17 protein-coding genes and 2 pseudogenes are annotated in these 18,686 nt (G+C 69.2%); 7 read left to right on the top strand and 12 right to left on the bottom strand.

The genetic code is table 11. The features are described from left to right. Positions 1-12 precede the first annotated feature (12 nt). The 3 genes from ACFYPS_RS31290 to ACFYPS_RS31280 form a co-directional block, all read right to left on the bottom strand. Positions 13-417, bottom strand: a complete 405-nt coding sequence (locus ACFYPS_RS31290) for a transposase (protein WP_387329266.1) — start codon at positions 415-417, stop codon at positions 13-15. A gap of 281 nt (positions 418-698) precedes the next feature. Then, a complete protein-coding gene (locus tag ACFYPS_RS31285) occupies positions 699-1,124 on the bottom strand; it encodes a DUF6069 family protein (RefSeq protein WP_387329168.1) in 426 nt (141 codons plus the stop codon). 38 nt (positions 1,125-1,162) lie between these two features. Continuing rightward, a complete protein-coding gene (locus ACFYPS_RS31280; protein WP_387329166.1) occupies positions 1,163-2,515 on the bottom strand; it encodes an FAD-binding oxidoreductase in 1,353 nt (450 codons plus the stop codon). Positions 2,516-2,562: 47 nt separating this feature from the next. Between ACFYPS_RS31280 and ACFYPS_RS31275 the strand changes: the two genes are divergently transcribed. From ACFYPS_RS31275 to ACFYPS_RS31260, 4 genes are all read left to right on the top strand, one after another. Next, complete coding sequence (locus ACFYPS_RS31275) at positions 2,563-3,981, top strand: PLP-dependent aminotransferase family protein (RefSeq protein ID WP_387329163.1); 1,419 nt, start codon at positions 2,563-2,565, stop codon at positions 3,979-3,981. Positions 3,982-4,108: 127 nt separating this feature from the next. Beyond that, complete coding sequence (locus ACFYPS_RS31270; RefSeq protein WP_387329160.1) at positions 4,109-4,642, top strand: MOSC domain-containing protein; 534 nt, start codon at positions 4,109-4,111, stop codon at positions 4,640-4,642. Further along, positions 4,591-7,665: a S8 family serine peptidase gene (locus tag ACFYPS_RS31265; protein ID WP_387329157.1), complete on the top strand. Its 3,075-nt coding sequence runs from the start codon at positions 4,591-4,593 to the stop codon at positions 7,663-7,665. The genes ACFYPS_RS31270 and ACFYPS_RS31265 overlap by 52 nt, the downstream gene beginning before the upstream one ends. A gap of 88 nt (positions 7,666-7,753) precedes the next feature. Further along, entirely contained in the window at positions 7,754-10,186 is a 2,433-nt protein-coding gene (locus ACFYPS_RS31260) for an ATP-binding protein (protein ID WP_387329155.1), read from the top strand. Between the two features lie 313 nt (positions 10,187-10,499). On the opposite strand, the gene ACFYPS_RS31255 is transcribed toward ACFYPS_RS31260, so the two are convergent. Both ACFYPS_RS31255 and ACFYPS_RS31250 read right to left on the bottom strand, forming a co-directional pair. Further along, positions 10,500-10,826: a hypothetical protein gene (locus ACFYPS_RS31255; protein WP_387329152.1), complete on the bottom strand. Its 327-nt coding sequence runs from the start codon at positions 10,824-10,826 to the stop codon at positions 10,500-10,502. Positions 10,827-10,858: 32 nt separating this feature from the next. Next, positions 10,859-11,320, bottom strand: coding sequence for a DUF4396 domain-containing protein (locus ACFYPS_RS31250; RefSeq protein ID WP_387329263.1), 462 nt, complete (start codon positions 11,318-11,320; stop codon positions 10,859-10,861). 397 nt (positions 11,321-11,717) lie between these two features. Here ACFYPS_RS31250 and ACFYPS_RS31245 point away from each other — a divergent pair. The 3 genes and pseudogenes from ACFYPS_RS31245 to ACFYPS_RS31235 all read left to right on the top strand — a co-directional run. Continuing rightward, positions 11,718-11,819, top strand: a pseudogene (locus ACFYPS_RS31245) (FGGY-family carbohydrate kinase); the annotation flags it as partial. A 147-nt stretch (positions 11,820-11,966) separates the two neighbouring features. Beyond that, positions 11,967-12,632, top strand: a pseudogene (locus ACFYPS_RS31240) (ISAs1 family transposase); the annotation flags it as partial. A 65-nt stretch (positions 12,633-12,697) separates the two neighbouring features. Further along, complete coding sequence (locus ACFYPS_RS31235) at positions 12,698-13,282, top strand: ISAs1 family transposase (protein WP_387329260.1); 585 nt, start codon at positions 12,698-12,700, stop codon at positions 13,280-13,282. Here the strand turns inward: ACFYPS_RS31235 and ACFYPS_RS31230 are convergent. The 7 genes from ACFYPS_RS31230 to ACFYPS_RS31200 all read right to left on the bottom strand — a co-directional run bounded on the left by ACFYPS_RS31230 (position 13,242) and on the right by ACFYPS_RS31200 (position 18,513). Further along, the gene (locus tag ACFYPS_RS31230; protein ID WP_387329150.1) at positions 13,242-13,682 is read right to left on the bottom strand and encodes a hypothetical protein; all 441 of its coding nucleotides are present in this window, start codon (positions 13,680-13,682) and stop codon (positions 13,242-13,244) included. The genes ACFYPS_RS31235 and ACFYPS_RS31230 overlap by 41 nt on opposite strands. Positions 13,683-13,951: 269 nt before the next feature. Next, entirely contained in the window at positions 13,952-14,899 is a 948-nt protein-coding gene (locus tag ACFYPS_RS31225; protein WP_387329147.1) for a DNA-3-methyladenine glycosylase family protein, read from the bottom strand. Between the two features lie 29 nt (positions 14,900-14,928). Beyond that, on the bottom strand, positions 14,929-15,897 hold the full coding sequence (locus tag ACFYPS_RS31220) for a GNAT family N-acetyltransferase (RefSeq protein WP_354968674.1): 969 nt from the start codon (positions 15,895-15,897) through the stop codon (positions 14,929-14,931). A 25-nt stretch (positions 15,898-15,922) separates the two neighbouring features. Further along, positions 15,923-16,054, bottom strand: coding sequence for a hypothetical protein (locus ACFYPS_RS31215; RefSeq protein ID WP_387329145.1), 132 nt, complete (start codon positions 16,052-16,054; stop codon positions 15,923-15,925). Between the two features lie 41 nt (positions 16,055-16,095). Next, complete coding sequence (locus ACFYPS_RS31210; RefSeq protein WP_387329142.1) at positions 16,096-17,316, bottom strand: MFS transporter; 1,221 nt, start codon at positions 17,314-17,316, stop codon at positions 16,096-16,098. A gap of 112 nt (positions 17,317-17,428) precedes the next feature. Then, positions 17,429-17,809 (bottom strand): nuclear transport factor 2 family protein, encoded by a 381-nt coding sequence (locus tag ACFYPS_RS31205; protein WP_354968671.1) that lies wholly within the window; start codon positions 17,807-17,809, stop codon positions 17,429-17,431. A 521-nt stretch (positions 17,810-18,330) separates the two neighbouring features. After that, entirely contained in the window at positions 18,331-18,513 is a 183-nt protein-coding gene (locus ACFYPS_RS31200) for a hypothetical protein (protein WP_354968670.1), read from the bottom strand. Between the last annotated feature and the right edge of the window lie 173 nt (positions 18,514-18,686).

The following is an 18,686-nucleotide window of genomic DNA, read 5'->3' as shown; positions in this document are numbered from 1 at the left end:
TGATCGAGGTTGTTAGATGGCGATCCGGTCGCCGTAGGCGAGGATCAGGGCGTTGAGGGCCTTGGCCCAACCGTAGACCCGGCCGGTGATGCTCCCGCCGCCCTTACGTTTCTGCTGGACGACGAGGTAGAGGACCTTCATCGCGGCCTGCTCGGTCGGGAAGTGTCCGCGCCGTCGGGCGGCTTGCCGGAACCGGGCGTTCAGGCTCTCGATGATGTTGGTGGTGTAGAGGACCTTGCGGACCTCGTGGTCGTAGTCCAGGAACGGCACGAACTGCGCCCAGGAGGTCCGCCAAAGCCGGATCACGGCCGGATACTGGGCGCCGAAGTCGGCGGCGAACGTCTCGAAACGGGCCTCCGCAGCCGTGACGGTGGGGGGGTGTAGATCTCCCGTATTGCGGGGGTGATCTTCTGCCAGTCCTTGCGGTTGGTGAAGCGCAGGCTGGCCCGCACGAGGTGCACGACGCACTGTTGGTGCACCGCCTGGCCCCACCAGGGACACCCCGTCGGCCTTGGCCCGCTCGACCAACTGCTGCGCGAACTCCACCTCCGCCGCCGTCGGCTGCGGAAGTGGAGCAGCGTTCTTCTTGTCTGCCGTGACGTGGTCCTTCCCGGACAGGATCAACGTCCTGTCCAACGGACCACACCCAGGTCAAACACGGAAACCTACGCAGTCCCGGGTGCCGTGACGAACGAACGTCAGATAGCCAGCCGGCGGGCGATGACAGGGGCCACGATTGCGGCAGCGACCAGGTGTGCGAGCACGAGCGTGCACTCGATGGCGAGATTGGCGTTGACCAGGAACGGTGGTACGAGCGACAGCGCGGTGAGTGCCACCGCGGTGCTGACCCAGGTGCGTGCCGGCTGGGACGCCCAACGGCGGATCGCCAGGGCGATGAGGATGCCCACAACGCCGAAGATGAACGTGAGCTGCGTGAAGCCGACCAGCGGAATCGACGCGCCGCTTTCGGGTAGCTCGAAATCGACGCCGACGGCCATGGCGGTGGCCGCGACGGCCGTCACGGCGACGGCGGCGGCAGCCGCTGCGGCCAGGCCCGGCAGGAACAGGCGGCTGCGCTGCTGGCTGTGGGTGCTGAGCTGAACGTTGGGGCCGGTGGAGGTCATGAGCATCCTTTCCATCTGTCGGCATTCTCGGTGCCGGCTCAGGCGTGGCTGGGCCGGATGTTGTGGTTGAGGTGAAAGATGTTCTGCGGATCCCAGACGGTCTTCAGGGCGGTCAACCTGGCGAGCTTGGCGGCCGGATATGCACGGCGTAGCCCGCGTTGCCCCTCGTCGGCGGCGAGCGAGTTGACGTAGACGCCGTCGGCGTACGGGTCGAGCGCCGCTCCGGCAGCGCGCGCCGCCGCCATCCGGGTGTCGTCCTCGGATGGCTCGGTCCAGCGGGAGCCGGCGCTGAACTCGAACGTGGTGCCGCGGTGGCTGAACGCGGCGTCGGCGTCCGCGACGTCGGCGATGGCGCCGCCGTGCGCCTGCAAGCCGACGCCGGGCAGGTAGGTGCCGGCGTGCAGGTCCGACGCGCCGCGCAGCAGTAACGCCTCGATCGCGGCGGTGGGGAACTGCCGCAGGTAGTGCGCGCTGGAGTACCGGCGGTAGGCGTGGCCGCCGGTGGTGTCGTCACGTTGCTGGAGTTCGAGGTACGACGGCGTGGTGACCCGCTCGGCGACCGGGTGCCCGAGCGCGCGCATCGCCGGCAGCAACCGGCGACCCTGCGCCGCGTCGCCGACCCAAACGAAGCCGACGGTGGCGATCGGGCCGATGGCCGTACTGTGAACATCGGCGGTGAAGGTCGCCTGCCGCGGTGCGACGGCGTTCAGGTCCCGCCAGCCTTCGAGCACCGGCACGGCGTCCTCGGCGCGGAAGTCGAACTCGGCGACCAGGGTCTGCGTTCCGGTGTGATGCAAGTCGAAGTCGAAGTCGGTGACGATGCCGAAGTTGCCGCCCCCGCCGCGCAGGCCCCAGTAGAGGTCGGGGTTCTCGGTTCGGCTCGCGGTCACAACGTCCCCGTCGGGGGTGACCATCGTGTAGGAGACGACGTTGTCGCAGGCCAACCCGTGTTGGCGGGCGAGCCAGCCCATGCCGCCGCCAAGGGTCAGGCCGCCGACCCCGGTGTGCGAGACGTTACCTGCGGTCGTGGCGAGGCCGTATGACTGCGACGCCCGGTCGAGTGCGCCGAGCAGCGCGCCGCCCTGGACCCGGGCGCGCCGCCGGATCGGGTCGACCCGAACGTTGTTCAACGGGGTCAGGTCGATCATCAGGCCGTCCGCGGGGACGGCGAGGCCGGCCACGTTGTGCCCGCCGCAGCGCACCCCGATCTCCAGGTCGAGTTCGCGAGCCAGGCGCACCGCGGTCACCACGTCGGTGACGCTCGCGGCCCGCGCGATCATCCGCGGACGGCGGTCAATCATGGCGTTCCAGATGGTGCGGGCCGCGTCGTAACCCGGGTCGCCCGGGGTGAGGAGGCGGCCGTCGAAGCGTGCGCTGGTCACTGTGGTCATACGTCTGAGCCTGACGGAAATCGGTACACCCGGTAAGGTCCGATTGCATGGGCCGAATCAGGACCAATTCCAGCACGGCGCAGGACCTGCTCATTGATGTCGACCGGTCCGCGGCCGAACCGCTGCACCGGCAGATCGCCGCCTCGATCCGGGGCAGCATCCGGGCCGGCCGGTTGCGTCTCGGGACGTCCCTGCCACCCACCCGCACCATCGCAGCCGATCTGGGAGTGTCGCGTGGCGTCGTGGTCGAGGCCTACCAGCAACTCGTCGCCGAGGGCTACCTCACCAGTCGGGCTGGCGGCTACACCCAGGTTGCGGTCGAGCCGGTTCCGCCGCCAGCGGATCGCCGCGCCGGGGATCGGTCGGCGGCCCGGATCGACTTCGGGTACGGCCGCACCGACGTGTCGTCGTTCCCCCGGGCCGCCTGGCTGCGTTCGGTGCGTACGGTCCTCACCACCACGCCGAACGAGCGCTTCGCCTACCTCGACGGGCGTGGCGTGCCCGAACTGCACACGGCCCTGACCGACTACCTCAACCGGGTCCGCGGCACATTGGCCCGCCCGGAGAACGTCGTGATCTGCAGTGGCTACGGCCAGGGCGTCGCGCTGCTGATCCAGGTGCTCGCGGCGCGCGGCGCCCGCCGGCTGGCCGTCGAGGACCCATCCGCGGACGACGACGCCCGCCGCGTCGCGGCCGCTGCCGGCCTGGAGGTGATCGGCGTCCCGGTCGGGCCGGACGGCATTCTCGTCGAGGAGCTCGAACAGACCGACGCGGACGCCGTCGTGCTGACGCCCTCGCACCAGTGGCCCACCGGCGGGGTCCTGTCGGCCACCGCTCGAGCCCGGGTGATCGGCTGGGCGCAGCGTCGCCGCGCCGTGGTGATCGAGGACGACTACGACGCGGAGTACCGCTACGACCGCTCGCCCGTCGGAGCCATGCAGGGGCTGGCGCCCGACACCGTCGTGTACTGCGGCACAGCGAGCAAGACCCTGGCGCCAGGGCTGCGCCTCGGCTGGCTGCTGGCGCCGTCACACCTGGTTGACGAAATCGCGGCGGCCAAGGTTCTGGCCGACCGCGGCTCTCCCGTCATCGACCAACTGACCTTCGCCGACTTCCTTACTCGCGGCGAATTCGACCGGCACCTGCGGCGAATGCGCCCGGTCTACCGCCGCCGCCGCGGCGCACTCCTGGCTGCGCTGCGCACACGGCTGCCCGACCTGGAGCCGGACGGTGTCGCGGCGGGCCAACACGTCGTAACCTGGCTCCCGCACGACCTCGACGAGGCTGCGGTCGTGGCTGCCGCCGCCCGGCACGGACTGGTCGTGCAAGGCGTCTCCCGGTACCGATTGAGCCCTGCCGGACCCGGCGGGCTTATCTTCGGCTACGCCACCCTCACCGAACGCGCCATCACGAACGGAGTGGAAGCCCTTGCCGACGCGGTCGCAGAGGTCCGTGCGCACATCTGACCCGAGCCGTTCGCTACGGAGCATGACGGAGGTTGTGGTGTGGGATGTCCGCCCGTGCCGCGAACCGAGGGCTACGCATTGGCACCGCCGAACTCGTTGATGGTGGTCGCAGTGTCACGCCCCGGTCTTGCACCATGATGAGGGTCCGGTCAGCCTCATCACGACGGCTGCGCTGCGCCGGCTGACGGAGCTCAGCGGCGGCGAACCTGGCGGCATGGGCGTCGACCCGCTGCGGTTCCGGGCCAACCTCCTGATCGACATTCCCGGCAGCGGCTTCCCGGAAGAGGGCTGGCCGGGGCGGCGGCTGCAGGTTGGCCCGGACGTCGTCCTGCGGCCGGTCCGGCCGCTCACTCGGTGCGTGATGATCGACATGGCACAGGATCGGGCGGTCGAGCGGAACGATCTGCTCAAGACCCGCCACCGAGCTTCTCGGCCCGGACCGGCGGGCGGCTGGGCTCTGGAAAATGACGCGAAAAGTACCCGCGATGTTACGAGACTGTTTCCAAGATTGCCGGCAGGTAAAAGTTTCTCCAGGAAGATCGCCGCCGCTCCTACGTTTCGGCCACCGCCACCCCGCCGTGGCGGCCGGCACCGAATGTGGAGGACGACGTGCCACGACCGAAAACACCCCCGCCCGGACGGATCAGGCGCGCCCCGGTGAGCGTGCTGGCCACCGTCGCGCTGATCGCGGCAGGGCTGGCGACCGCGCCAGCCGGTGCCGCAGTGGCGGCAACGCCGACCAGCAGCGGACCGACCGCCCGCTACCTCGTGCAACTCGCCGAGCAGCCGTTAGCCACCTACACCGGCGGCGTAGCCGGACTGGCCGCCACCAAGCCGACCGGCGCCGGCCGGCTCGACCGCAGTTCCCACGCCGCCACGGCGTACCGGGAGCACCTGCGTCGGCAGCGCGACACGGTACTGGCCGGCGTGAAGATTCCCACCAGCCAGGCCCGGGCCGCCTTCGACACCGCCTTCAACGGCTTTGCCGTCGAGCTGAACCACTCACAGGTGGCCCGGCTGCGCGCCACCCGGGGCGTGACCGCGGTGTATGAGGACCAGAAGGTGCACGCCACGACCTCGCACACCCCCGACTACCTCGGTCTGACCGGGCAGGGCGGCGTGTGGCAGCAGCAGTTCGGCGACGTCGCCCACGCCGGTGAGGGCGTCATCGTCGGGGTCATCGACAGCGGCTTCTGGCCGGAGAGCGCCAGCTTCGCCGCGCTGCCCACCCCGCGCCCGGACCAGGCAACCATCGACGCGAAGTGGAAGGGCACCTGCGACGTCGGTACCGAGGCGCCGGTCACCTGCAACAACAAGGTGATCGGGGCCCGCTGGTACAACTACAGCGGGCTGGCCGATGTGTTCTCCGACGAGTACCACTCGCCCCGCGACCGCAACGGTCACGGCACCCACACCGCGAGCACCGCCGCCGGCAACCACGGCGTACCGGCTTCGGTCGGCGACCAGTCCCTGGGGACGATCTCCGGCATGGCGCCGGCCGCGCGGCTGTCAATCTACAAGGCCCTCTACGACACCGGCGCCGGCTCGGCGGCGGGTAGCAGCATTGACATCGTGCACGCCATCGACGACGCGGTCGCCGACGGCGTCGACGTCATCAACTACTCCGTCGGTGACGACAACGAGAACTTCACCGCGATCGAGCAGGCCTTCTTCAACGCCGCCGCCGCTGGGGTGTTCGTCTCGGCCGCGGCTGGCAACGCCGGCCCCGAGGCCGGCACCGTCGACAACTCGACCCCCTGGGTGACCACGGTTGCCGCGAGCACCACGGACCAGCAGTACAGCCGGACGCTCACCCTCGGCAACGGCACGACCGTAACCGGTGTGGGCGTGGGCGGCACCGCCGCCGGGCCGGCACCACTGGTTTCGGGGAAGGCCAGCGCGCTGCACCCCGACACCCCGCAGAACGCCGAACTCTGCACCGACGGCGAACTCGACCCGGCCAAGGTCACGGGCGCGATCGTGTTCTGCCGGCGGGGGGTCATCGACCGGGTTGCGAAGAGCGCCGCCGTGGCGAAGGCCGGTGGTATCGGCATGGTGCTCTACAACGACGCGGCCAACTCACTCGACCCTGACCTGCACTCGGTGCCCACCGTGCACATCTCCAACACCGACGCCCCGGCCGTCGCCAGCTACCTCGCGGAGGGCAACCCGACGGCGACGATCTCGGCGGGCCAGTTGACCGCGGTCGAGGCGCCCCAGATCGCCGGGTTCTCCTCGGCGGGGCCGTCGTACTTCAACGGCGGCGACCTGCTCAAGCCGGACATCAGCGCGCCCGGCGTGGGCATCGCTGCGGCGTTCTCCCCGGCGCTCGGCGGGCAGGACTTCGCTCTCGAATCGGGTACGTCGATGGCGGCCCCACACATCGCCGGCATCGCCGCGCTGCTGCGGGCCCGGCACCCTGACTGGTCACCGGCGGCGATCCGCTCGGCGCTCATGACGACCACCGTGGACACCACCGACAAGGGCAATCCGATCAAGCTCGGTGACGCGGACGCCACGCCGTTCAACTACGGCGCCGGTGAGGTCCGCCCGGGCGGCGCGTTCGACCCGGGCCTGGTCTACGACTCCAACCAGCAGGACTGGCAGCGATACCTGTGCGGGCTGGCTGCGAACGGCGCCCAGGTACCCGACGACGACTGCGCCACGACCGGTGCGATCGAGACGAGTCAGCTCAACTACCCGTCGATCGCTATGGGCAACATGGTCGGAACCCAGACCGTCACCCGCACCGTCACCAACGTCAGCACCAAGAAGGGCACCTACACCTCATCGGTGCGGGCGCCCGCCGGCTACCGGGTCAAGGTCACCCCGGCCAGACTGAACGTGCTCCCGGGCCGGACCGCGACCTTCAAGGTGCAGATCACCAACGAGGCCGGGGCGGTCGACGCCTGGGTTGACGGCTCCCTGACGTGGCGGGACAAGTCCCAGCACCAGGTCACGATCCCACTGGTCCTGAAGAACACCGGGCTGGTCACGCCCGACCGGATCGCCGGCACCGGCACCTCCGGCAGCTTCTTGATGACCGCGCAGGTCGGCTACCGGGGCACCCTGGCCGCGCAGCCGATCGGGCTGACCGCCGGCACCAGCACCACGACCACCCTGCGCGGCGACGCGCCGATCTGGGACTGGAACTCGCCGGACAACCTGCCGGTCCCCATGCCGGCGTCGCTATACCGGGGCACGGTGCACGTACCCGCCGGCACGGTCAACGCGCAGATCGTCGTCACCGGGGAGAAACCGCTCTGCACGGACATCGACTGGAGCGCAGACCCGCTGCCGGCGTGTGGCGACTTCATGTTCTATGTCTACGACAGCACCGGCAAACTCGTCGAGTACAAGTACGGCACCGGAGACGGCGCCAACATAGTGCTGCCCGGCGCCGGCGACTACACCCTGATCATCGAGCAGTTGTACACCCTCAACACACCAACTGGTCAGGGCGTCAACACGTACACCATCACCACCCTGCTGCCCGGCGCGCCCGGCACCTCGGTGGGCCGGTTGACCGTCAATCCCAAGCAGGTCAGCGTGATGGCGGGCGCGACGGTGAAGCTGAGGCTGAGCTGGTCCGGGCTCACCCCCGGTCGCCGGTACATCGGCGTGGTGGTGCTGAGCAACGGTAAGGAGCCGTTGAAGACCCTGCCGATCACGGTGCGGTCGTAGCTCCTAATCCCCGCGGCCGGACGGGCCGGCGGTGTGCCACAGGTCACCGCCGGCCCGCCCGGCCGTCCACCGGATCAGGTCCGGATGATTGGCTGCCCGCGCGAGCGGCGACGGGCGATTTGACGGGCACGACACGCGGGGCGGGTTCGAGTCCCTGGTCCGCCCTGGACGCCTGCGCGGACCCATCGAGTTCGTCGGCCGGGCGGCCGAACTGGCGACGCTGCGCCGCCTCATCGAGACGCCACCCTGTGTGGTCCTGCTGGAGGGCGAGCCGGGCATCGGCAAGAGCCGGCTTGTCGCGGAGCTGCTCACCGGCTACACCCGACGTCGGTTGGTCGGCGAGTGTGACGACGTGCCGGAGCCGTTCCCGCTCGGTGCCCTGCTCGACGCCATCCGGACCGGTGCCGACGAGCTGGGCCCGGTCAACCCGGTAGCCGGCGCGCTCGCCCCGCTGTTGCCCGAACTGGCCGACCGGCTGCCCCCCGCACCGCCTCCGCTGAACGACCAGCCGGCCGAGCGGCACCGGCTGCTCCGTGCGGTCGCCGCGGTGCTCACCGCGCTCACGCCCGCCGTGCTGGTGCTCGAAGACCTTCACTGGTCCGACCCGGCGACCTGCGAGTTCCTCGCCTACCTCGGCGCCCACCCGATCGCCCACCTGGCCGTCGTGCTCACCGCCCGGCCCCCGGCCCCCACCGGCGGCACGCCCATCCACGACGCGCTGGCCCGCACCCCGCCGGGGGCGGTGCGGCGGATCGCGCTACCACCGCTGAGCGCCGGCGACGTACGCGAGCTGGCCGCCCGTACCTTGCGGCTGGCCGACCCGCCGCACCGGCTCACCACCACGCTGCTGAACCGCACCGCCGGCATCCCGTTCGTGCTGGAGGAGGTACTGCGTTCCCTCGCCGAACGGGGCGGCGATCCGCTCGCCGACGACACGGTCCCCTTCGTACTCCGGGACGTGCTGCTCTGGCGGCTGCGCTCGCTCGACGAATCCACCCGCGCGGTGCTCGGCGCCGCCGCGGTGCTCGGCCTGGTGCCGGACAATCGAACCCTCGCCGCAGTGCTCCGCCTCCCCGGCGACGCGGTCCGCGCGGCGCTGGACGCAGCGCAGCACGCCGGCCTGCTGCACGAGGCCACCGACGGGCTGCGGTTCCGCCACGACCTGGCCCGCCAGGTGGTGTACGACCTGCTTTCCCCTGGCACCCGGCAGTGGCTGCACCTGCGTACCGCCCGCGTGCTGGAGCAGTCGCTTCCCCGGCCGGTGGCGCAGCTCGCCCACCACTACCGGCTCGCTGGCAGCGGCGCCGACTTCGTCCGCAACGCCGAAGCCGCCGCCGACCTGGCCACCGAACGCGGTGATGACGCCACCGCCGCCCGGTTCCTGCTGCAGACCATGGACCTCGCCGAGCTGCCTCGGCCGGTGCGCGTCCGGCTCGCCGCGAAGCTGGGCCGCTCAGCCATCGACGGCCTCAGCCAGGCACCCGTGATCCCGGTCCTGGAGCGGCTGCTCGCCGACCGGCACCTGCCGCCCGGCGCCCGCGGCGAACTGGGCCTGGTGCTCGGGCGGATGCTGCGGCAGCAGGGCGAGGAGCTGCGCGGGTACACCGAGATTGAACGGGCCGTGCCGTACCTGCGCGCCCCACGACGCCGGGCGCAGGCGCTCGCGGTGCTGGCCGCGCCCGACACGGTGGTCGGCCGGCACGTGCGCGACCATCTGGCCCGGTGCGCGGCGGCGGCGGAGGAAGCGGCGGCCAGCGGCGACCCGGTCGCCCACCTGGAGGTGCGGATCGCCCGCGCCTCGCTGCTGCTGGAGCTGGGTGACCCGACGGCCTGGCTGGTCATCGACGAGATGCGCGCCTCGTCGGTCCTCGCCGACCGGCCCCGCGAACACGTCCGCGCCTGCCTGAACTGGGCCCAGGGCGCCCTGCACGCCGGGCACCTGGACCGGGCCTCGGCCCTGGCCTCAGCCGCCCGGCGGCTGATGGAGGCGACCGAGTACGAGCGGCTGCTCGGCCTCGTGGAGGTGACCGAACTGGCGCTCGACCGGGCCGCCGGGCGGCTTGACGGGCTGGCGGACCGCCTCGCCCGGCTGGCCGCCACCCCGGAGCGGATCCCGTTCGCCGGGCTCGACGTCCGCGCCGAACTCGCCACGGTCCTGGCCTGCTCGGGATCCCCGGCCGCGGCGGAGCGCCAGTTCCGGGACGTGATCACAGAGGCCCGGCGGGTCGGCGCGATCCTGCCGCTGGTGCAGGCCAGCTCGGGGCTGGCCCGCCTGCTGCTGCCTGACCGGCCCGACGACGCGGCGCGGCACGCGCTCGACGCAGTTTCCCTCGTCCGGGACAAGGGCATCTGGGCCTGGGCGGCGGAGGCGGTCCTCGTGCTGGCCGAGGCCGCCGTGACCACGGGCGAGCCGGGACGGGCCGCGCCGATTGTCACCGAACTCGCCGCCGGCATCGAGGGCCGTGACGCGCCGGTCGCCCTGGCCAACCTGCGGCGCTGCCGCGAACTGGTGCCTGCCTGACCGCTACGGCGCGGTTGGTCGGACCGCGCCGTCGAGCTGTGCCGCGACCACGGGGGAGCCCTGCCGGAGCCGCCCAGGGCGCGCACGGCGTTCGGCATCTCGGCGAGCCGTACCGGATTGGTCTCGTGGTGTTCGATGTGAGCGATGTGGCGGTGCCTGAGCTCGGCGAGGTGGGCGACGATCAGGCCGGCGCCGACGAAGTCGTCGTCTGCGACGGTGTCGTAGACCGCCGTGTCCGTGCCGGCCGAAGACGACGCTGGGTATGGTGCGCCGCCGTGCCCGTCCGGGAGACGAAGGCCAGGTTCTGGCGTGGCTACTTGCGGACCCGGCCGCCGTCGAGGCGCACGTGGCCGCGCTGGTCGACACCGCCACCGACGTGCTCCGGTTCCTCGTCGCCCGTTCGGGCGGTGAGTCGCTGATCGACCGGCCCCGCATCGCCCCGGTGTCCCGCCCGCTGCGCCGGGTGCTCCTGGCCGCCCTCAACCGGATCGGCGCGGTACATCTGGTGGAGGACATGCGCCGGCACCGCCGGGCGTGGATCGTCGCTGGCGAGCGGCTGCACCCGGGCGAGTACGCCCACCGGTGGCCCGCCGTCGCGCTGGCGTTGGCCGTTCTGCGCGACACCAAGCTCAACGTGCACCCCTCCGCCCCAGGACGTCGGCGCATCACCACCTACTGCGGCGTGCCCAGCAATTCCGTTTTGACGCCGCGGCGGATCAGCAACAAGGTTGGCGGCCAAGCGGCGAAGAACCCGATGATCAACCCGACCTGGATAATGAGCCAAAACACCGGACTACTAGGCCGCAGGGTCTCGTGGAAAACAAGAAAATGCATTAGCGCCAGCCAGCCTAATAGGGCGAACTCGAAGACGGACACGGTCAGCAGGTCGGTCCTGAAAAATTTCCGCATTGCGGCCCACGTTCTTCGACCACCTGTGTGAGCCGCAGCAGAGTAGCGAAATGCAACGCCTACGGCCACTGCGCCTATATAGTCGCCGACGACTTCGGGCCACAGTGTGCTGCCGAATATCTCGAGGCCAACGCCGTAGGTGATAGGCGTAGCAATGATGACACCCAGAGTACAGTGCGTCGCACAATGATAAGTTACAATTATCGTAGGAGCATGTCGCGACATCCTGGGCGGTTTGCCGTGCCGGTTCAGCCACCGGGGAGACTGGGGTCTACCCCACTTTCTGTAGGCCAGGACGGCTGCTGGGCCAAGGTAGAGGGCGGTTGCCGGCCAGACTATCTCCATGACCTTGACCGGCTGACGATATCCAAAAACAAGTTGGTCAACAACGACAACGGCGGTGCTGGCCAAACCCACAAAGAGCACAGCCCACGAAAGCATCATGAGCCACGTCGGTTGCACAATCATCTCCGTTCGCTCTAGGGCACTCGACAAGAACCGACTCAAAGCGCATCCAGTACCGGCCGACCTGCTCGACAGCTTCCTCGCCCACACCGGCCTGACCCTCGAACCCAACTCAACCTAACCATTCAAGATCCGTAGTCACGACCCGAAACCCAGGCTGGAATGCCTCAAGGTCGACGGCGGCGTCACCGCCAACGACCTGTGCATGCAACTGCAGGCGGAAATCCTCGGCGTGCCGGTCAGCCGCCCGGTGGACGCAGGGTGATTGCGTAGTCGGTCGGCGGGTGCCCTGAGCTGGGGAATCCATGGGATGAGTGGCCTCTGTGGAGGCAGGAAGAGCGGGTGAGGTCGCGTCGGTGATCATGGAGTTCTCTACGCTTCACGACCCCGAGGATCTCACCCGCCGATGTCATCATGCCCGATCCCCGCACTGTCCGGCCTCGCCGGCAGCCCTGACACCAGACCACGGTTGGTCACTGAGAGTGAGACAACGGGACTGCTTCACGCCTCGGCGGCGGTCCCGGATCCTCGAGATCCACGTGGAGTGCGTTACCCGCTGTCGGGCCTGCTCGCGGTCGCGGTGTGCGCCGTCCTGGCGGGCGCGTCGTCGTTCGCCGCGATCACCGACTGGCTGCATGATCTGGACGAGCAGGCCCGCGACCGGCCTGGCTTCAGTCGTCAGGTGCCCGCGGGTACGACCGTATGGCGGTTGCTGACCCGCCTCGACGATCAGCTGCTATCCACCGTCCTCGCGGGCTGGCTGAAGGTCCGCGCCCGGCCGGTCACACCCCTGCCATGCAGGTATCGGACGGTGATCGCCGTGGACGGCAAGACCCTACGTGGTGCCCGCCGCCGCAACGGCGGCCAGGTTCACCTGCTCTCCGCTCTGGACACCAGCACCGGCATCGTCCTGGCCCAGGTCACCATCACCGCGAAGAGCAACGAAATCCCCGCGTTCAAGCCGCTGCTCGACGCGGTCGAGAACGTGCTGGGCAGCCTGACCGGCCTGCTGTTCATCGCCGAAGCCCTGCACACCCAGACCGCCCACGCCGACGAGATCGCCGCCCGCGGCGCCCACCTGATGATCCCGACCAAAGGCAACCAAACCACCCTGTTCAAGCAGCTCAAGCACCTGCCCTGGCCAGACGTCCCGACCGCCGCCGCGACACCGGCCACGGCCGCCACGAGACCCGCACCGTCAAAGCCATCACCGTCGCCACCCCCGGCGCAATCAGGTTCCCCCACGCCCAGCAGGCCGTCCGGATCACCCGCACCCGCACCACCAGCAACGGCAAGACCAGCCGCGAAACCGCCTACTACACGGTGTCCCTACCCGCCGACCAGGCCCAACCCGCCGACCTGCAGCACTGGGCCCGCCTCGAATGGCACCTCGAAAACCTGGTCCACCACGTCCGCGACGTCACTTTCCGTGAAGATCTCCACCAGGCCCGAACCGGCACCGGACCTGCCGTCCTCGCCACCCTGCGTAACACCTCGATCGGCTACCACCGCACCAACGGCCGACACCAACATCGCCCGCGCCAACCGCCGCCCACACGACCTCATCACCGCGGTGACCAGCGATTACCCGACAACGCAATGACCCTGCCGGTGGACGGTCCAGCTCACCCTCGACTGGGTCGAGGTCGACTGACCGCACCCGGCTTCCGCAGGGTCACTGTCAGCGCCCGGTGGATTGACCCGCGCCGAGCAGCCGCTTGATCTCTGCGGCGGGCCGGATGGGCCGGTGCGACGGCCAGGAAACGCCGCAGCGTCTGCTCCGCCTCGGCCGACCGGCTGTTCCGCTGCGCCAGCCCCAGCACCAGCAGGCTGTCGGGGGAATCCGGCTCGCGGGCCAGGACCTCTCGGGCGGTTCGTTGCGCGCCGCCGCCGTCGCCGGCCCGCAGCAGCGCGAAGGCGAGCCGCAGCCGGATCCCATCGTCGGCCGGTCCCGCAACGCCTCCTGGTACATCTGCGCCACGGCGTCGTACCGGTTCTGCGTCTCGAGGTCGTGGGCGAGCTGGAGGGCGACCGCGACCGGGTCGGCCGGGGCCGGCCGGGCGGGCGGGTCGAGCCGGTCTGCGACGACCGCGACGGACGCCACCACGCCCACCGACGCCACCCGCCACACCCGCCGCGCGCCCCGGCCGTCCGGTTGCCAGGGCGCGGCGGGACGGGCCCTGGCCCGGTCGGAACTACCTTCCTGACCGCCCCGGGCGAAGTCACAGCGAGCCCGATGGAAGAGACGCATGAGATGCGGCCCGCCGGGCAAGATCATACAACAGGGATCTGCTGCACGAACGGATCTGTTGAACGAAGGGTTGATGGCTTTACCGTTTCCGGTTCGACCGCAGCGCGTGCCGATGCGTGGGCGGTTCGGCCGCGGAGTCGTCAGTGGACGCGGTGGTCCTGGATCGTGATACGCGGGCCGAATCGGGGTTTGCGGAATCCGCTGGCGGAGATGAGCCGCACGATTCGCTGCCGGTGCCCACGCCACGGCTCGAGCAGCTCGAGCATGCCGTCATCGTCGACGGGGCTGCCGGTGAGCGCCCAGCCGACCTCCTTTGCGAGGTTGTAGTCGCCGACGCTCACCGAATCCGGATCGCCGTGGGACCGCTGGGTGGTTTCGGCCGCTGTCCATACGCCGACGCCGGGGATGCTGCGCAGACCGGCGCCGACGCGCTCGTCGCCGGCGTCGAGACTTGCCAGACGATCCACGGAGGCGGCGACTCTGCTCGCGGCGATGGCTGTGCGGGACTGTGACGGCTGTACACCGGCCCGGTGCCAGGCCCAGGATGGGATGAGGCTCCACTCCTGCGCGCTCGGCGTGACTCGCAGACCGTGCGGCGCCGGTCCCGGCGCGGCAGAGCCGTAGCGGACGACGAGGTAGCGCCAGGAATGGTGCGCCTGCCGACCGGTCGTCTTCTGCCCCAAGATGGCAGCGACGAGCGCGGAGAACACGAGTCCAGTTCGAGTGAGGTGCAGGCCGGAACACCGGCGGCGTACCTCAGCGAGCCGCGCGTGACCGGAGAGGTCGAGCCCGCTCCAGTCGTCGCGCGCGCCAAGCAAATCCGGTACGGACGTTCGCGCCCACTCGGCGCCGTCTCCCCACGCCCGGATCCGGAACGCACCCCGATCCGCACCCGCCCCCATCTGGACGTGCAGCGTCGCGGGGCCGTCGGGGGTGCGCACCGCGCGCCAGAACCCATCCGGCGTTGAGAGGAACGTGGGGTCGCCGTCACCGGAGAAGAGCGGCCGCACCGTCGCCCGCAGGTCCACCTCGTGGCGAGGCCGGTACACGTCCTCGTGGACGAACTCGGGGTCCGCGTCGAGGGGCATGATGTGAGCGTTGAGTCAGCGAGGGTAGCTCAGCCGAGGTCGCGTTCGAACGCGGTGAGCTGCTCGTCGTCCTGGCCTCCCACGGGTTCGTGCTTGGGGTACGCGCCGGAGCCGGGATGGATCTTATCGATGAGGTCGGTGTACTCCGGGTGGCGGGCAATGAACTCACCCACGACCGGGCAGATGATAGTGATTTTCTTCCCGCTCTCGCGGATCTCGTCCAGGACGCGAGAGACGAGTTCCGTGGCTACCCGATGGTTGCGGTAGGCGGGATCGACCCAGGTCGTCAGCAGAACGACACGGCCGCCCACGAACCGGTACGGGAGCTCGGCGATCGCTTCGGCACCGAGGGTGGCGATCCATCGCCCGTGCTCCGCGTCGTTGATGACATCGAGCTCCCAGCTGGACTCCACCTCGCTAAGACCTGACTTGTCCAAAGCGGCGATGATCGCCGCGTTGTTCTCTTCACGGGCGACCGCCTCGGCCTCGAGATTGATCGTCATCGTCACACTTTCTGTCGGGGAGCTAATAGGTGGGTTTAGGACCGGTGTGAACCCTTTGGTCACTCCCGGGTGCGCAGGGTCGATGAGGTCGGCGTACTCGGGGTTGTGCTCGATGAAGGTGCGCACGATCGGGCACAGGATGGTGACGGTCTTGCCTTGCGCGCGTACGTCGTCCAGGACGCGTCGGATCAGTTCGGTGGCGATGCCCTGTTTGCGGAACTCGGGGTACACCAAGGCGGCCAGCAGCACGAGTCGGTCGTCGCCGGCGACGTTGTAGGTCAGCCCGGCGATCTCGCGGTCGCCGACGATGGCGTCGTAAATGCCGGCTTGCTCGTCGTTGACGACGGCGAAGTCGAATGCGGGGGCATGGGGATCATCGAGCACCTCGTCGATGAGGACGGCCTGGTCCTGACCGAGGGTGCCTTCCTCGTCGGGGTGTCCGGCCTCGTCGGGGTACTCGAAGGCGTAGCGGGTCGGCTCAGCTGGGCCGGTCATGGGGGTGCCCCTTCGTTAATGGTCATCAGATCGGTCCCGGGTCGCGGCGATAGTCGTACTCGTCCAGCCGCCTGTCGTCGACAAAGGCGTAGGCGCAGCTATCGACGTACTTCTCGCGATCGATGGGCGTCGACGAAACGGTCAGCGCCCCGCTCACGGCCGAGTGAGGTCCGGATGACGGCGAGGTTCGTCACATGATTACTCACCGTGCTGGCTGTTCTCGGCCGTGTCGGTCTGCGCGTTGCGTGCGGCGATGGCGGTGAACAGGGTAGCGATGAGGGCAAGTGCACCGTAGCCGAGCGCAATCTGCGGCAGCGAGAAAGTGTGGGAAAGTCGGCCGGCGATGAGGGCCGGGATCGTAGCGCCGCTATAGCAGAGTAGGTAGATTACGCTGAGGATCGGTGCCCGCTCGGCCAGTGTGCTTCCGTGCAGCAGACCGCGAGTGGCGGCGCTGATGGCGATCCCTTGAGCGGCGCCGGCGACGATCGTTGCGGCGATGAACAACGCCAGTGTGCCGGTGGCGATCGCTGTGATGATGCCGATCATTCCGGCTAGGAAGGCGATCATGCCGAGACGTTGAGCTGCCGTTGTTGTGAACCGGCCGCCGAGGGGAGCGCCGAGAACGCTGGGACCCATGTAGGCGGCGAACACCAATCCGACGATGAGCGGGCTGCTGGTGTGGAGCTGGTCCTCGACCAGCGCAGGCACGAACGCTTGGTAGAAGGCCCCGGCCGCCCAGGTGGCCAGGAACACCGCCGCCGCGACGGGGAGCAGATGCCTGACCCGGGCCGGCACGTAGACCCGAGGTCGCAGCGATCGCCAAGCACCCGGCATCCGAGTCACGGTCTCCGGGCTGACGGCAATGAGACCGACAGACAGGAGGAGAAGGCCGATGACAACCAGGAAGATGAGGTCGCGTGGCCACGGCCCGAACTGAACCAGGGCGCCGGAGGCGATGGCGCCGACGGCGAGGCCAAGCATGACTGTCTGGCTGGAGGCGACAGAGGCCAACCACGCAGGCCTGGCGGGTGCGGCGTCGACGATGTACGCAGTGAGGCTGCTACTGGCCAGCCCGGCACCAAGGCCCATCAGGAGCCGGCCGGTGATCAGGATGCCGATGTCGTGCACGTTCAACAGCAGCACACAGCCCAAGAGGAGCAGGACGAGGCTGGCGATCGAGGTGGGCCGTCGGCCCAGATGATTGGACAGTCGCCCCAGCACCAGCAGCGTGGTCAGAGTGGTGGCGGAGTACGCGACGACGGTCATCGAGATGCCGGCGTTGGTGAACCCGTCCTCGGCCCGATAGATGTTGAACAGCGGGATCGTCGAGCCCACAGCGGCAAACGAGGCCACCAGGGAGACCACCGCAGATATGAAGGTCAGCCGGAGCGTTCTGCCCCGGCCGGCCACGTTGGTCACTGGTGCCGTGTTGAGCATGGAGCTACGCATTTCTGTTGTCCTGAACTATCCCTTGGTTCCCGTGTGGTCCCTACCCGAGTGTCTCGCGACCAGGAGCCTCGTTCGACCGGCGTCAGGCGCCCGGAGCGATCGCGCAGGCTGAGACGCAGACCCAGGTGCCCTCACGCTTCTGGTACACGTCCGTGTACAGAGCTTCTTGCTCCGCGCCGTCCGCGATCAGGGTGTAGGAGGCGCGGCCGTGGATCAGAGCAACGTCGCCGAGGATGCGGATCTTGGCCTCACGCAGCGCGAGATCCTTGAAAGGGCGCGGCTTAGCGATGTACTCGAGGTACTCGTCGCGGTTGCGGGTGACACCCGGTGTCTGCACGATGAAATCCTCAGCAAGAAACTCACTGAAGCGCTTGGCATCGCTGGCCTGGTCCGCATTGTTGTAGTCAAGGTTGAGCTGCTCGAGGATCGCCAGATCTTCGGTGGACTGCGTGGTGTCATTCATTTTCTTGCTCCTTCTGTGTGTGGTTCGACGTTCGCTGTAGGTGGGCACAACGAACGGCGTCATGGTCCGACTGTTTAGTGTCGGTTTGGGCGCCGCCTTACCTCAATGTCACGATCTCGCCCCGTTGTGCGGTTCATCGGCGACGAACGTGAAGCCGCGGGTGGTCATCCGTGCGCCGACGCTCAGTGGCCGAAAGGACAGCTCGGGCGGACACGATCCCGATCGGTTTCCATCAGCCGCGACTTCCTGTAGATCCTGGTAGTGACGGTCCAGATACGCGGATCCAGCAGCAGCCGAGCCGCAGTCTGAGTGGAGGCTGTGGCCGGGCGTATCACCCCGTGACCGAGTACCTACGCAGGCTAGCCTGCGCGGACTAGATGGTCCAACCTGTCGCTCGTGGCCAGAACCGCCCAGACCTCGTGAACCATCACCTCGGGGTGTTTTGAGCTGTGCTTAGAGACGGTTAGGACCAAGACGCCCCCAGCTGAACTCGCTCCACGCCAAACCCAGAGACGGACTCATCAGTCCGTTAAGGCTAGGGTACGCCGTCGTTCACGCATCTGGGCGGCGACGGTGTAGCGGAGTCGTCCGTGCTCGTCGAGGCGGCCCAGGAGGAGCGTCTCCGGATTGGCGAGGCTGGGGGTGACGCCGCCGATGATGGCCTCGGTGGTGTGGTAGGCGCGGTACTTCTGCCTTATCTGCACCGTCAGGCCAAGGGAAGTGACGGGTGCCTGCGCACGAGCCACCTTGGCGCCTCGTCACGTCGGGTAGCGCGCGGATCGCGGCAGACATCCCAGGATTCAAAATGTCAAGCGGCTGCTGTGCTGTGGTGAGCCCAGGCCTTGTGTTCGTCGTAGATTGAGCGGGTCTTGAGGCA

Origin of the sequence: Micromonospora sp. NPDC005087, from assembly GCF_042872965.1 — a bacterium.
Lineage (GTDB): Bacteria > Actinomycetota > Actinomycetes > Mycobacteriales > Micromonosporaceae > Micromonospora.
This window is presented reverse-complemented; position numbering and strand designations above follow the sequence as displayed.